We start from the raw sequence: 13,674 nt of genomic DNA on the forward strand, positions 1-13,674 counted from the left end.
TGCAGCGCGGCACGGCGTACAAGACCGCGCGAACGGTCCCACCGGAGGCGGGAGGAGACGAGGAGGGATGCCGGAGATGCGTACCCAGGTCGGCATCGTCGGCGCCGGGCCGGCGGGACTCATGCTGTCGCACCTGCTGCACCTGCGCGGAATCGAGTCCGTGGTGCTGGAGAGCCGCAGCCGCGACCACGTCGAGCACCGGGTCCGGGCCGGGGTCCTCGAACAGGGCTCGGTCGACCTGCTCTGCCGCACCGGCCTCGGCGGGCGGCTGCGACGGGAGGGACTGCGGCACGAGGGCATCGAGCTGCGCTTCGCCGGGGAGTCGTACCGAGTGCCGATGACGGAGCTGACGGGGCGGGCGATCACCGTCTACGGGCAGCAGGAGGTGGTCAAGGACCTGATCGCCGCCCGGATCGCGGCCGGCGGCTCCATCCTCTTCGAGGCCGACGTCGTACGGCTGGACAATCTCGACTCGGACTCGCCGGTCGTCCACTTTCGACGCGACGGACACGAAGAGAAGCTGCACTGCGACTTCGTGGCCGGCTGCGACGGGTTCCACGGGGTGAGCCGAGGCGCGGTGCCCGAGGGGGTGCTGACCACCTACGAGCGGACGTACCCCTTCGCCTGGCTGGGCGTCCTCGCCGCCGCCGCGCCGGCAGTGGAGGAACTCGTCTACGCCCACCACGACCGGGGCTTCGCCCTCCACAGCATGCGATCGCCCGAGGTCTCCCGGCTGTATCTACAGGTCGCGCCCGACGAGGACATCGGCACGTGGCCGGACGAGCGGATCTGGGCGGAGCTGCGGACGCGGCTGGAGACGGTGCCGGGCTGGTCGCTCAACGAGGGGCCGGTCCTGGAGAAGTCCATCACCCCGATGCGCAGCTTCGTGGTCGAGCCGATGCGGTGGGAGCGGCTGTTCCTGGCCGGGGACGCCGTGCACATCGTCCCGCCCACCGGCGCGAAGGGCATGAACCTGGCCCTCGCCGACGTCGCGCTGCTCGGGGACGCCTTCGCCGCGTGGTACGGCCGGGGGTGCCCCGACCTGCTGGAGAGTTACTCGGCCAAGGCACTGCGCCGGGTCTGGCGGGCCCAGCACTTCTCCTGGTGGATGACCTCGATGCTGCACCGGTTGGAGCGCAACGACCCGTACGAGACGAAGCTGCAGACCGCGACGCTGAGGTACGTCGCCACCTCCCGTGCCTACGCCACGAGCCTGGCCGAGAACTACGTGGGCCTGCCCGAGATCTGACCGCCCGGACACGCCTCGCGAGAACGCGGCCACCGATGTGGACGCCGCGCGGTGCCCTCGCCTGCCCGGGTGCGGGCGGGAGCGACGCCGCGACAGCGGAGCGTTGTTCAACCTATTCATGACGGGCGTCAGATATTATTGACTTTCGATGCCTGGGTGACTGACCATGGCCACCACAGGGGCGTGCGCCCCCCACGCAGCGGTAGTTCACCTGCAGATCCGAGCATCCGCCGGCTTCCGACGCACCACCACCCCTGCTCAGGAAGGGCCTCGTCAATGAAGAAGGTCATGGCTCTCGGGCTGATCGCCGCCACCGCGATCGCCCTCACCGGATGTACCGACTCCGACGCGTCCACCCCGTCCGAGAAGACCTCGGGCGAGTTGCGCAAGGTCCGGGTCGCGGCGCTGCCCATCACCGAGACCGCCGCGCTGTGGGGCGGCATCAAGGCGGGCATCTTCGCCGAGCGCGGGCTCCAGGTCGAGGTGTTGCCCGCCCAGGGTGGCGCGCAGGCCATTCCCGCCCTGCTGAACGGCGACATCGACTTCGCGATCGGCCAGCCCTTCGGCCCCATCCGGGCCGACCTGCGCAACCTCGGCGTCGTCATCATCGGCAACTACGCCTCCTCGTACGCCGACGGCGACGACATCAACGCCGTGGTGGCCTCGGCGAAGTCCGGCATCAAGCGGCCGGCCGACCTCGCGGGCAAGCGGGTCTCGGTCAACAGCCTGGGCGCCGCCGGCGACGTGACGATCATGGCAACGGTCGAGAAGGACGGCGGCGACCCGTCCACGATCAAGTTCGTCGAGGTCGCCTTCCCGGACGCCCCGGCCCAACTCGAGGCGGGCAACATCGACGCCGCCTGGGTGCCGGAGCCCTTCGTCACGCAACTGAAGAGCCGTGGCGACACCTTCGTCGTCGCGCCCTACCAGGCGGTCGTGCCCGGCCTGACCACCCTGACCACGATCACCACCAGGGAACGCACGGAAAAGGACGCCACCTTGGTGGCGGACTTCTCGGCAGCGATGAGAAAGACGCTGGAGTGGGCCAAGGACCCCGCCAACGAAACAGCCGTCCGGCAGGCGATCAAGGACAATCTCCAGCTGCCCGCGCCGGTGGCGGAGTCGGTGAAGCTCCCGGCGTTCGGTTGGCAGGTCGACCGGTCGAGCCTACAGACGCTCGCCGAACTCGCGCGCAAGTACAAGGTGCTCGACCAGCAGCCCAACTTCGACCGTCTCATCCACCAGCAGTAGCCGCCGCGATCCCGCCCTCCCCGGCCCCCGGACCGGGGAGCGCCTCGCGCCCGCGCGAGTACGGAGGTGACATGAGCGTCCTTACTACCCGACGTCTACGGCCGTTGCGCAAGACGTTGCTGGGCGTCGTCGGCCTAGCCGGGTTCCTCGTCGTCTGGCAGTCGATCCCGACACTGGGCCTGATCAACCCGCAGTACCTGCCGTACGTGACGGACGTGCTGGCGCGGCTGTTCGAACAACTCGTCGACCTCGCGTTCTGGCGGCGGCTGCGCAGCACCATGACGTCCTGGGCGATCGGCCTGACGGTGGCGACGTGCGCCGCCGTCGTCCTCGGCACGGTCGTCGGCCTGGTGCCGTTCCTGCGGCGCGCGACCCACACGATTGTCGAGTTCCTGCGACCGATCCCGTCGGTCGCCCTCATCCCGCTCGCCGTGCTGATGTTCGGCATCCAGATGCAGGCCGCCCTCGTCATCATCGTCTACGCGTCGTTCTGGCAGGTGTTCGTGCAGGTGATCTACGGCGTCGCCGATGTCGACGCGGTCGCTCGCGACACCGCTCGCAGTTTCGGTCTGCGTCGCCGCGAGCAGTTGACGCATCTCGTCCTGCCGACCACCCTGCCGTACCTCATGACGGGCCTGCGGCTCGCGGCGGCGGTCGCGCTCATCCTCGCCGTCACCGCGGAGATGGTGATCGGCAACCCCGGCCTCGGACGCATGATCGAGCTGTCCCGATCCGCCGGAGACGCCGCCGGCCTGTACGCCCTCGTCGTGGTCACCGGCCTGCTCGGGCTGACGGTCAACCTCGTCTTCCGGTTCATCGAGCGTCGGGTGCTGTCGTGGCACCAGTCCGTACGAGGGGAGGAGGTCCGGTGACCGCGGACACCGGCCGCACCGCGAGCACGCCGCGCCAGCGGGGTGTCGGATCCCGCATCGCGGCGAGCTTCCGCTACGCGCTGGGGCTGCCGATGCTGCTCCTGGTGGTCTGGGGCCTGGTGGGCACGAACGAGACGAGCGGATTCTTCCCCGACCCGTTGACGATCTCCGAAGCCTTCGTGGACACCTGGGTCGGGCCCGCGTTCGTCGAGGACGTACTGCCGAGCCTCTACCGCCTGGGCCTCGGTGTCGCCGCGTCGATCGTGCTCGGCATCGCCGCCGGCACCGTCATCGGCCTGGCCCACTGGCTGCGCGAACTTCTCGAGCCGCTGCTGGAGTTCCTCCGGGCGATCCCGCCGCCGGTGCTGATCCCGGTGGTCATGCTCCTGCTCGGCATCACGGACACCATGAAGGTGGTCGTGATCGTCTCCGGCGCGGTCTGGCCGATCCTGTTGAACACGATCGAGGGCGTGCGGGCGACCGACAGCGTCATGACGGAGACCGCCCATTCGTTCCGGGTCTCCTGGTGGGAGCGACTCTGGTTCCTCGTGCTTCCCGCCGCCAGCCCACGGATCATGGCCGGAGTCCGGCAGGCCCTCTCGGTCGCGCTCATCCTGATGGTCATCTCCGAGATGTTCGCCTCGTCGGCCGGGCTCGGCTATCGGATCGCCTACTTCCAGCGCAACTACCTCATCGCCGAGATGTGGAGCGGCATCCTCCTGCTCGGTCTCGTCGGCGTCTTCCTCGCCGTAGCCTTCGGTTTCGTCGAGCGACGCGTCCTGCGCTGGTACCACGGAATCAAGGAGGTCAACCGTGCCTGACCGGAGCACCCTGCTGCGGGTGGAGCACCTGCGCAAGGTCTACGAGCCCACGACGGGCAGCGTCGAGGCGATCGGGGACGTCACCTTCACGATGGACGCCGGCGAACTCGTCTGCATCGTCGGGCCGTCGGGGTGCGGCAAGACCACCCTCCTGAAGTGCCTCGCCGGTCTGCTGCGGCCCACCAGCGGCGTGGTCGAGATGGACGGCGCGAAGGTGACCGGACCGAGTCCCGCCATGGCCGTCGTGTTCCAGGAGTACGGTCGCAGCCTCTATCCGTGGCTGACGGTGCGCGGCAACGTCGAGCTTCCGCTGCGGCACAAGAAGCTCTCCCGCGCGGACCGCGACCGGCTGGTCGCCGACGCTCTTGAGACGGTGGGCCTGGCGCACGCCGCGCGCAGCCACCCGTGGCAGCTCTCCGGAGGGATGCAGCAGCGCGTGGCGATCGCGCGGGCCATCGCCTACCAACCCGAGGTCCTGATCATGGACGAACCGTTCGCCGCGGTGGACGCGCAGACCCGGGCGGACCTGGAGGACCTGGTCCGCGAGCTGCACACCAGCCGCAAGATATCGGTCCTCTTCGTCACCCATGACATCGACGAGTCGGTGTATCTGGGCCAGCGGGTTTTAGTATTGTCCGCATCGCCGACCTGGGTCCAGGAGGACCTCGCGATCGACCTTCCGCCGGAGCGCGATCAGATCACCACCCGCGCCCTGCCCCGCTTCACGCAGCTACGGACGCACGTCTACGGCGAGATCCAGCGAGCCAAGCGCGGGCAGGCTGCCGCCCCTCGGTCCGCGCCGTGATCGACGCCAGGACAACGGGTTCCGCGAAAGGAAGGGCCGTGGGTAGACGCCAGCCGAAGCAACTGTTGCTCGCCTTCTTCGGCGAGCATGTTGTCGACGACGCCACGGGGCCGATCCGGGCGAGCGCCCTGATCCATGTGCTGGAGGGTGCGGGCGTCGCCGCGCCGGCGACGCGTGCGACCCTCGATCGCCTCGTGCGCAGCGGCATCCTCGCGCGCAGCAGGAGCGGTCGGGAGACCCTGTTCTCGCTGACCGAACACGGGATGGCGGTGCTGTGCGAAGCGACCTACCGCGTTCGGGGGCCGCGGCCGTTCGACCCCCAGGGCAGCGGATGGACCCTGGTCACCTTCTCGATCCCGGAGGGTCAGCGGATGCTGCGGCACCGGCTGCGCTCGACCCTCACCTGGGAGGGCTTCGCGCCGATCCGGGACGGGCTGTGGCTGGCGCCCGGCGAGGTCGACCTCGCCGGGTCGTTGGAGCCGCTGCGGCAGGACCTCCCGCCCAACGCCGTGGTCGCCTTCCATGCCCGCGAACTCGCCGGGTTCCCGATCGGCGAGAGCGTCCGCGCCGCGTGGGACATCGAGGCGATCCGGAGCGCGCACCTCGCGTTCATCGACGTGTGGAGCGACCCGGCCGCGACGACGATGGCGCCGAGCGCCCTGACCGTGCGGACGATGCTGGTGGCGGACTGGCTCGCGCTGCTGCGGGCCGACCCGAGGCTGCCGGCCGAGTTCATGGACGCGCAGTGGCCGGCCACCCAGTCGGCGGAAACCTACCGCCGGATACACAAGAAGCTGGCCGAGGCGTCCACGGCGGAGTTCGCCGAACTCGTCGCGGCCCGGCCCGCGGTCAGGCGCCGAAGCGGGCCCTCAGGTCGGCCTTCCGCACCTTCCCCGACGCGGTCCGTGGCAGTTCGTCCACGATGACGACATTCTTCGGCAGCTTGTAGCGCGCGATCCTGCCGTCGAGGTACGCCCGCACGGCGTCGGTGTCCACGGACGCCCCCTCCCGTACGGTCACGATCGCCCACGGCACCTCCCCCCAGCGCTCGTCCGGTACGCCGATGACCGCCGCCGAGGTCACCCCGTCGATCTCACTGAGCAACTGCTCGACCTCGGCCGGGTAGATGTTCTCGCCCCCCGAAATGATCATGTCCTTGAGCCGGCCGGAGATGTAGAGGTACCCGTCGGCGTCCAGGTAGCCCAGGTCGCCGGAGCGGAACCACCCGTCGTCCGTGAACGCCTCGGCGGTCGCCTCCGGAAGCCCGTGGTAGCCGGAGAAGACGTTGGGCCCGGCCACCTCGATCTCACCGACGTCGCCGGTGGACGCCGGTTGCCCGGTCGCGTCGGTGACCCGCACGTCGGTGAAGAAGTGCGGCAGACCGACGCTGCCCTGCTTGACACGGGTCATCGCCGACGGCAGCGCGGTCGCGCCCGGAGAAGCCTCGGTCATGCCGTACCCCTGCGAGAACGACAGGCCCCGCGTCTCGTACGCGTTGAGGATGCGGGCCGGCACGGCCGAACCGCCGCAGGTGAGCTTCGCCAGCGTCGACAGGTCGGTCGAGGCCCAGGCGGGATGGTCGGCCATCAACTGGTAGGTGGTCGGCACGCCGCTGAGCATGGTGACCCCGTGCCGCTCGATCTGCGCGAGCGCGCGGCCCGGCTCGAAGCCCTTCTCGATGACCATGGTGGCACCCTTGAGGATGACGGGCAGGGCACCCATCCCGAGCGAGGCGACGTGGAACAGCGGCGAGATCATGAGCGCCACATCGGTCGAGACGACGTCGTAGTCGACCACGCAGTTGAGCGCGACCCAGGTGAGGTTCCCGTGGGTCAGCACAGCGCCCTTGGCCCGGCCGGTCGTGCCCGAGGTGTAGACGATCGCCGCCGGATCCCGGTGGACGGTGTCGGCATGACCGGTGAACCCGGCGTCGGCGGCCCGCGCCAGGTGGGCTAGGCCCGGCCCGTCCGTGGTGCCCTCGCCGGTGACGATGACGTGCGGGGTCCGGGCGGCCGGCAGGGCGGAGGCCACCGGCACCGCGAAGTCCGGGTCGTGGATCAGCACGCGCGCGCCGCAGTCCGCGAGGACGTAGGCGATCTCGGGTGGCGCGAGCCGGGTGTTGACCGGCACGAAGACGGCCCCGACCTGAGCCGCCCCGAACATCACCTGGAGGAACTCCGGGCTGTTCTCACCCAGGTAGGCGACGGCGTCACCCTTGCCGACGCCCCGCTGGCGCAGCACCGCCGAGGTCCGGTCGGCGGCGTCGGCGAACTGTCCGTACGTCATGGTTGACCCCTCGCCGTGGATGAGGGCGACCTTGTCCGGGGACTTCAGCCGGCGCTTGGCCACCCAGGCGCCGATTCCGTGCTGATGCATCATCAGTCTCCTGGTGGTGGAGGCGGCGTGCTCGTCCGGCTCGGCGGACTCCCCCGGCCTCAGGCGTAGAAGCGGTACAGCCCGCGCGCGACGACCGCCGGCTTGGTACCGCCTGCGATCTCGATCGTCTGGTCGACGACGAGTTGGTAGCCGCCGTCGACCTCGACGACATCGACGACGGTGGCCCGCATGCGCACCCGCGACCCGACCACGACCGGCGCGGGGAAGCGCACCTTGTCGAGGCCGTAGTTCACCTTCGTGGACACCCCCTTGACCTCCAGCAGCTCGGTCCAGAAGGGAACAGCCAGCGAGAGGGTGAGGAAGCCGTGCGCGATCGGCGCGCCGAAGGGACCGCTCCTCGCCCGCTCGGGATCGACGTGGATCCACTGGTGGTCGTCGGTGGCGTCCGCGAACAGGTTCACCTGGTCCTGGCTGACCGTCCGGTAGCCGGTGTACCCCAGATCGGTGCCGGCGAGGTCGGCGAGCCGCTCGTAGGTGATGGTCGTCGTCATGGCGCTTCCTCTCGTCGTCACCGGGCGAAGCCCAGCAGCCGGGCCGCGTTGTCCTTCAGGATTCCCGGGAGCACGTCCGGCTTGAGATCGGTGGCCGCCACGTCGCGCAGCCAGCGATCGGGGGTGAGCAGTGGGTAGTCCGTGCCGAAGAGCACCCGTCGTTTCAGCACCGAGTTGGCGTAGCGCACCAGCTCGGCCGGAAAGTACTTCGGGCTCCAGCCGGACAGGTCGATCCAGGTGTTGTGCTTGTGCGTGCCACCGACAGCGCCTCGTCCTGCCAGGGCACCGACGGGTGAGGCCATGACGATCTGCAGGTCGGGGAAGTCGGCGGCGACCGGGTCGAGCAGCATCGGATTGGACAGGCCGAGCCGCAGGCCGTAGCCGCCCGGCGTACCCGCGCCGATGCCGGTCTGCCCGGTGTGGAAGATCGCCGGGACGCCGGCCCGCTCGATCAGGCCCCACAGCGGCGCGTACTCGTCGTGGCTGGGGTCGAATCCCTGCACGGTGGGATGGAACTTGAAGCCGCGTACGCCCTCCTGCTCGATCAGCCGGGCGGCGAGTTCGAGGGCCGCTTCGCCGGTGCGCGGGTCGACCGATCCGAAGGGGATGAGCACGTCGGCGTGCTCGGCCGCCGCGCGGGCGATGTCGGTGCTGGACAGCGGCCGGTGCTTCAGCTGCGTACGCGCGTCCACGGTGAAGACGACGGCAGCCATGTCGCGCTCGCGGTAGTACTGCGCCACCGCCCCGACCGCGGGCCGTGGCCCGTCCGTCCTGAAGTAGGTCGACACCGCCGCCACGAGCGGCTCGGGCAGCGAGGCGTGACCATGGTCGTCGACCTCGATGTGCACGTGCATGTCGATCGCCGTGATGGCGTCGAGATCGATCGCGGGCTGGTACATGGGGCCAACCTTCGTCGGGGCGGGTCAGGAGGTCGCGGGCTGGAACTCCTCGGGGAGTTCCGGGAAGCGTTCGCCGACGCTCTGCGTGGCCCCGGCGAAGGTGGTCGGCCAGGCTTCCCGCAGCGCGTCGTAGGTCCAACCGCCCTCGCGGTGCACGGTCAGCGCAGCCTCCGGGTGGGTCCAGATCTGGAGGCGGTCACCGCCCACTCCGATCACCTGACCGGTCACCGAGGCCGCCGCGTCGGAGCCGAGGAACGCGACGAGCCCGGCCACGTCGTCGGCCGTGCCGAACCCGAGATCGTGCCGGAAGAACGCCGGCATCGGCTCGCCGTTCGCTTCGGCCCGCACCGCTGCGGCGAAGTAGGGGACGGTGGCGGTCATCGCGGTCGCGGCGACCGGAACGACGGTGTTGGCGGTGATGGCGGCCCGCCTGAGCTCGAGCGCCCAGGTACGCACCATACCCACGATGCCCGCCTTGGCGGCCGCGTAGTTGGTCTGGCCGAAGTTGCCCCGCTGCCCGGTGGGTGACCCGATGCAGATGATCCTGCCGCCCTCGCCGGCCTGCCGCATGTGCTGCACCGCCTCCCGGGCGGTGGTGAACGTGCCGCGCAGGTGCACGTTGATGACGGTGTCGAAGTCGTCGTCGCTCATCTTCCACAGCACGGTGTCGCGCAGGACTCCGGCGTTGGTGACGAGGATGTCCAACCGCCCGAAGTGCTCGACCGCCGCGCTGACGAGTTCCTTCGCGGTCTCGGTCGGGCCGACCGGTGCGACCACCGCGACGGCCCGGCCACCGGACGCCTGGATCGCCGCGACGGCGTCGGCCGTGGCCTCGGCATCGACGTCGTTGACCACGACGGACGCGCCCCGCCGCGCCAGCTCCCGTGCGTAGGCGAGACCGAGGCCCCGCCCTGATCCGGTGACGATGGCGACTTTGCCGTCCAGTGACATGGATGCTCCTTCGCGTCGATGCCGATCTGAGCACGATCCATTGAAGAAGTCAATTATTGACAAGGCTTGCTATCATCGGCAGCATGTCGCCAACTGAGAAGACCCGGCCGACCGGACACGACCGGCTGCGGGGCAGCGTGCTCGCCGGCGACCTGAGCTTCCTGCTGGCCCGCGCCAACGCGCTCACGCTCGCGGCGGCGAACGCAGCCCTCGCCGAGCACGGGCTGAAGGCGCGCTCCTATTCGGTGCTCGCCCTGGCCGCCGACGACGTCCGCCCCACCCAGCGGGAGCTCGCCGAGTTCCTCCGCCTCGATCCGAGCCAGGTCGTCGCCCTCATCGACGGGCTGGAGCGGCGTCAGCTGGTCGAGCGGCGCACCGACCCCGCCGACCGCCGCGCGAACGTCCTCGTCGCCACCGACGTCGGCCGGGCCCTGTTCATCCGCGCCCAGGAGTCCGCGCGGGCCGTGGAGCTGGGCCTGCTGGCCACCGTGCCGCCCGAGGACCACGAGCGGCTGGCCCACCTGCTGCGGACGGCCGCCGGCCTCTCCCGACCGTTGCCGTGACCGGCCGACGCCGTCATGGTGCCGCCCGACCCCGGGCAGCGGTGGTGGCTGCCACGGCCAGCACCGGACTCCGGTGAGCGGTGCCGGGGCCGACCAACGCTTCGCGATCAGACCAGCGCCCGGGAGAGCACCCGGCCCGCGGCCCGGACCAGTGGGGCCAGCGCCACCGGGTCCGCCCGCTCGTGGGCCACTACCAACGAGATCGCCGCCACCACACCCTCCGGTGCGCGGATCGGCGCGGCCACCGAGAGGGCGTCCATGGTGACCTGACGGTCGCTGATCGCGTACCCGACCCGGCGCACGTCGGCGAGGCAGCGGCGCAGCCTCCCCGGGTCGGTGATGGTCAGTTCGGTGTACCGCTCCAGCGGCGCGGCCAGCACCTGCTCCTGCACCTCGACGGGCGCGTGGGCGAGCAGGACCAGCCCGACGCCGGTGGCGTGCAGCGCGAAGCGGCCACCCACCCGGGTGAGCACCGGCACCGCGTGCCGCCCGGCGATCCGTTCGATGAAGACGAGTTCGAGGTCCTGCCGGACGGCGAGCTGGACGTTCTCGTGAGTCACCTCGTACAGGTCCTCCATGACCGGAAGGGCCATCTCCCGTAGCCCCAGACCCCTCGGAGCGAGCGAGCCCACCTCCCACAGCCGCAGGCCGATCCGGTACCGCCCGTCGTCGCCGCGCTCCAGCGCACCCCACGCGACCAGTTCCGCGGCCCGCCGGTGCACGGTGGGCAACGGCAGCCCAGCACGCCGGGCCAGCTCGCTCAGGGTCAACGCCGGGCTGGCCGGACTGAACGCGTCGAGCAGCGCCAGCACCCTGCTCGTCACCGACCGCCCCGGTTGCCCGCGCATCCCGCCATCATCCCCGCCCGCGCCAGCCGGTCACAGCTTCAGGACGAGCCGGGGCGTACGGGCCCGGGAAACGCAGATCATCATGGCGTCCCCAGCGGCCCGCTCCTGCTCGGTGAGCAGGGCGTCACGATGCTCCGGCACACCGGCGAGCACCGGGGTCTCGCAGGTGCCGCAGGTGCCCTCCCGGCAGGACGAGAGGACCTGCACGCCGGCCTGCTCCACCGCCTCCAGGATCGACGTACCCGGCGGCACGGTCACCGTTCTCCCGGAGAGCGCGAGTTCGACCTCGAACGCCGCCTCCTGCCCGCCGGTGCCGGCCGGCGGGGTGAAGCGCTCGACGTGCAGGCAGCCGGGCGGCCAGCCACGACAGTGCTCCTCCACCGCCTTGACCAGCGGCTCCGGGCCGCAGCAGTAGACGAGCCCGACGCCGGGCCCGCCCAGCAAGCCGGCCAGGTCGAGCAACCCGGTCTCGTCCTGCGGGTGCAGGCTCACCCGGTCGCCGTACCTCTTCCGCAGGGTTGCGGCGAAGGCCATGGTGGCGCGGCTGCGTCCGCCGTACACCAGCCGCCAGTCGGCGCCCTCGGCGTCGGCGGCGGCCACCATCGGCACGATCGGGGTGATGCCGATGCCGCCGGCGACGAAAAGATAGCGCCGTGCCGCGACTAGCCGGAAGTTGTTGCGGGGGCCGCGCACCCGGACGGTGGCGCCGACGGTGAGCCGCTCGTGTACCAACCGGGAGCCGCCGCGCCCGCCCGGTTCGCGCTGCACCGCGATCCGCAGGGCGGACCGGTCCGCCGGGTCGCCGCAGAGGGAGTACTGGCGCACCAGCCCAGGGCCCAACTCCAGGTCGACGTGCGCGCCCGGCGTCCACTCCGGCAGGTCACCGCCGCCCGGGCGGCACAGGCTGATCGCGACGGCCTCCGCCGCCACCTGGTCCCGGCCCGCCACCACTAGCTCCGCACCGGTCAGCTCGTCCCCGGTCACGCCCGCACCGCCGGCCGCCTCGCCGGGCCGGGTGCCGGCACGGCCGCGGCCCGGTGGCCCTGAGGGTGGGCGAGCAGCCACTGCCACAACTCGACCGGCTCCTCGGCGACGCGCTCGGCGCCGCAGTGGCAGACCCCGCGCAGGGTGTCGGTGCCCGGCAGCCAGTGGATCCGGTACACCCGCTGCCCGGTGAGCACGCCGGCTCGGGAACTCACCGCGCCGCTCCCACCGTCCCCGACCCGACCATCCGGGCCAGCAGCCGCCGGGCGGCCAGACCACCGGTGTCGATGTTGATGCTCAGCTCCTGGTACCGGTCCGGCTCGGCCGCGATCACCTGCTCCAGGATGTTGAGCGCCGTCACGTCCTGCATGACCACGGTGTGGTTGCTGTGGTGGAGGTACTCGCTGACCGACTCGTCGTCGATCGCGAAGTCACGCGCCACCGCCCAGAAGTCGTAGGTGGTGTGCTCGGTCGACGGGGTGATGGCGTACACGATTTCGGCGTGGAAGGCTGCGCTGTCCTCACCCTCGGCCGGCGGATGGACGCCCCGCGGTGCGATCCGGCTGTGCAGGAGATAGAGGCAGGGCGGGTGGTACTCGATATCCTGCCACCGGGTGATCCGGCCCTGGATCCCGGTCGAGCGCGCGTAGAACGGTGGGCACTCGGCGTCGTCCATGTGCCGGCTGACGTAGACGATGCCCCGGTCCTCGTCCACCTCGGTGGTGATGGGGGTGTTCGCCACCTCTGGCGTGCCGATGTAGCCACCGTGCAGATAGGTCTCGTGGGACAGGTCCATGAGGTTGTCCACCAGCAGGCCGTACCGCGCGTTCAGCGGCGCCATGCCGCGCACCACCGCGTACCCTGGGTCGGCCAGCCACGGCGCGCGGGGAATCGTGGCCGGGTCGGCCCGGTCCCGGTCGCCGATCCACACCCAGATGAAGGAGTCCTGCTCCACCACGGGGTACGAGGTGACCCGCGCGGTACGCGGGATGCGCTGCTGACCCGGTACGAAGACACACGCGCCGGTGGGGTCGTAGGTGAAGCCGTGGTACCCGCAGACGATCGTGTCTCCGTCGAGCCGGCTCTCCGACAGCGGGTAGCGCCGGTGCACGCACCGGTCGGCGAGCGCCACCGCCGCCCCGGCACCGGTGCGGTACAGCACCAGCGGCTCACCGAGAACCGTTCGGGCGAGCAGCCCCCGCCCGACCTCACTGCCGTAGGCCGCCACATACCACTGGTCACGGGCGAACGCCATGCGACCGGCCTCCCCTTGAACGAACGGCGATAGAGCCGAATCGTCCCGTGCGGTGTCCACGGCGGGAACCGGAGCTTTCACTGAGTGGAAGCCGGTGCTTGCCGCCTTCCCGGTGATCGTCCGCGAACGACGACCGGGAACACTGGTCAGCTGGCCTTGCGCGTTTCGAAGTTATGCGCATCGATGCAACGATCCATCGAGGGACTTCTGTGTCAACCACGCGAAACGGATCTAGATATCGGCCCCACCAACAGTGGTAGCCCCCCGCATCTCCTCGGATACCCCCAG

Annotated in this window: 15 protein-coding genes; 7 read left to right on the forward strand and 8 right to left on the reverse strand. The window is 70.7% G+C overall.

Features of this window, described 5'->3' with window-relative positions; translation table 11 throughout:
* The first annotated feature begins 76 nt into the window (after positions 1-76).
* From MCAG_RS03785 to MCAG_RS03810, 6 genes are all read left to right on the forward strand, one after another.
* Positions 77-1,249: a 4-hydroxybenzoate 3-monooxygenase gene (locus tag MCAG_RS03785; RefSeq protein WP_036376239.1), complete on the forward strand. Its 1,173-nt coding sequence runs from the start codon at positions 77-79 to the stop codon at positions 1,247-1,249.
* Positions 1,250-1,537: 288 nt separating this feature from the next.
* Positions 1,538-2,500, forward strand: a complete 963-nt coding sequence (locus MCAG_RS03790) for an ABC transporter substrate-binding protein (protein ID WP_232290068.1) — start codon at positions 1,538-1,540, stop codon at positions 2,498-2,500.
* Between the two features lie 71 nt (positions 2,501-2,571).
* Positions 2,572-3,372 (forward strand): ABC transporter permease, encoded by an 801-nt coding sequence (locus tag MCAG_RS03795; RefSeq protein ID WP_085986101.1) that lies wholly within the window; start codon positions 2,572-2,574, stop codon positions 3,370-3,372.
* Positions 3,369-4,193: an ABC transporter permease gene (locus MCAG_RS03800; RefSeq protein ID WP_050777846.1), complete on the forward strand. Its 825-nt coding sequence runs from the start codon at positions 3,369-3,371 to the stop codon at positions 4,191-4,193. The genes MCAG_RS03795 and MCAG_RS03800 overlap by 4 nt, the downstream gene beginning before the upstream one ends.
* Positions 4,186-4,998, forward strand: coding sequence for an ABC transporter ATP-binding protein (locus MCAG_RS03805; protein ID WP_007071648.1), 813 nt, complete (start codon positions 4,186-4,188; stop codon positions 4,996-4,998). Before MCAG_RS03800 ends, MCAG_RS03805 begins: the two co-directional genes overlap by 8 nt.
* A gap of 38 nt (positions 4,999-5,036) precedes the next feature.
* Positions 5,037-5,924, forward strand: a complete 888-nt coding sequence (locus MCAG_RS03810; RefSeq protein WP_157547852.1) for a PaaX family transcriptional regulator C-terminal domain-containing protein — start codon at positions 5,037-5,039, stop codon at positions 5,922-5,924.
* Here MCAG_RS03810 and MCAG_RS03815 read toward each other — a convergent pair.
* From MCAG_RS03815 to MCAG_RS03830, 4 genes are read right to left on the reverse strand one after another with little or no spacing between them, the layout of a single operon-like run.
* Positions 5,848-7,374, reverse strand: a complete 1,527-nt coding sequence (locus MCAG_RS03815; RefSeq protein WP_036376245.1) for a long-chain fatty acid--CoA ligase — start codon at positions 7,372-7,374, stop codon at positions 5,848-5,850. The genes MCAG_RS03810 and MCAG_RS03815 overlap by 77 nt on opposite strands.
* 59 nt (positions 7,375-7,433) lie before the next feature.
* Positions 7,434-7,886, reverse strand: coding sequence for a MaoC family dehydratase (locus tag MCAG_RS03820; protein WP_007071651.1), 453 nt, complete (start codon positions 7,884-7,886; stop codon positions 7,434-7,436).
* 17 nt (positions 7,887-7,903) lie between these two features.
* Entirely contained in the window at positions 7,904-8,785 is an 882-nt protein-coding gene (locus MCAG_RS03825) for a 4-hydroxyphenyl-beta-ketoacyl-CoA hydrolase (RefSeq protein WP_007071652.1), read from the reverse strand.
* A 24-nt stretch (positions 8,786-8,809) separates the two neighbouring features.
* Positions 8,810-9,736 (reverse strand): SDR family NAD(P)-dependent oxidoreductase, encoded by a 927-nt coding sequence (locus tag MCAG_RS03830; protein WP_007071653.1) that lies wholly within the window; start codon positions 9,734-9,736, stop codon positions 8,810-8,812.
* 83 nt (positions 9,737-9,819) lie between these two features.
* Here MCAG_RS03830 and MCAG_RS03835 point away from each other — a divergent pair, with 83 nt between their 5' ends.
* Positions 9,820-10,299: a MarR family winged helix-turn-helix transcriptional regulator gene (locus MCAG_RS03835; protein WP_007071654.1), complete on the forward strand. Its 480-nt coding sequence runs from the start codon at positions 9,820-9,822 to the stop codon at positions 10,297-10,299.
* A gap of 107 nt (positions 10,300-10,406) precedes the next feature.
* On the opposite strand, the gene MCAG_RS03840 is transcribed toward MCAG_RS03835, so the two are convergent.
* From MCAG_RS03840 to MCAG_RS03855, 4 genes are read right to left on the reverse strand one after another with little or no spacing between them, the layout of a single operon-like run.
* Positions 10,407-11,147: an IclR family transcriptional regulator gene (locus MCAG_RS03840; protein WP_007071655.1), complete on the reverse strand. Its 741-nt coding sequence runs from the start codon at positions 11,145-11,147 to the stop codon at positions 10,407-10,409.
* A gap of 30 nt (positions 11,148-11,177) precedes the next feature.
* A complete protein-coding gene (locus tag MCAG_RS03845) occupies positions 11,178-12,131 on the reverse strand; it encodes a PDR/VanB family oxidoreductase (protein WP_232290069.1) in 954 nt (317 codons plus the stop codon).
* The gene (locus MCAG_RS03850; RefSeq protein ID WP_036372242.1) at positions 12,128-12,346 is read right to left on the reverse strand and encodes a hypothetical protein; all 219 of its coding nucleotides are present in this window, start codon (positions 12,344-12,346) and stop codon (positions 12,128-12,130) included. The genes MCAG_RS03845 and MCAG_RS03850 overlap by 4 nt, the downstream gene beginning before the upstream one ends.
* Positions 12,343-13,386 (reverse strand): aromatic ring-hydroxylating dioxygenase subunit alpha, encoded by a 1,044-nt coding sequence (locus MCAG_RS03855; RefSeq protein ID WP_007071657.1) that lies wholly within the window; start codon positions 13,384-13,386, stop codon positions 12,343-12,345. Before MCAG_RS03855 ends, MCAG_RS03850 begins: the two co-directional genes overlap by 4 nt.
* Positions 13,387-13,674 lie beyond the last annotated feature (288 nt).

The sequence above is a fragment of the Micromonospora sp. ATCC 39149 genome, from assembly GCF_000158815.1.
Lineage (GTDB): Bacteria > Actinomycetota > Actinomycetes > Mycobacteriales > Micromonosporaceae > Micromonospora.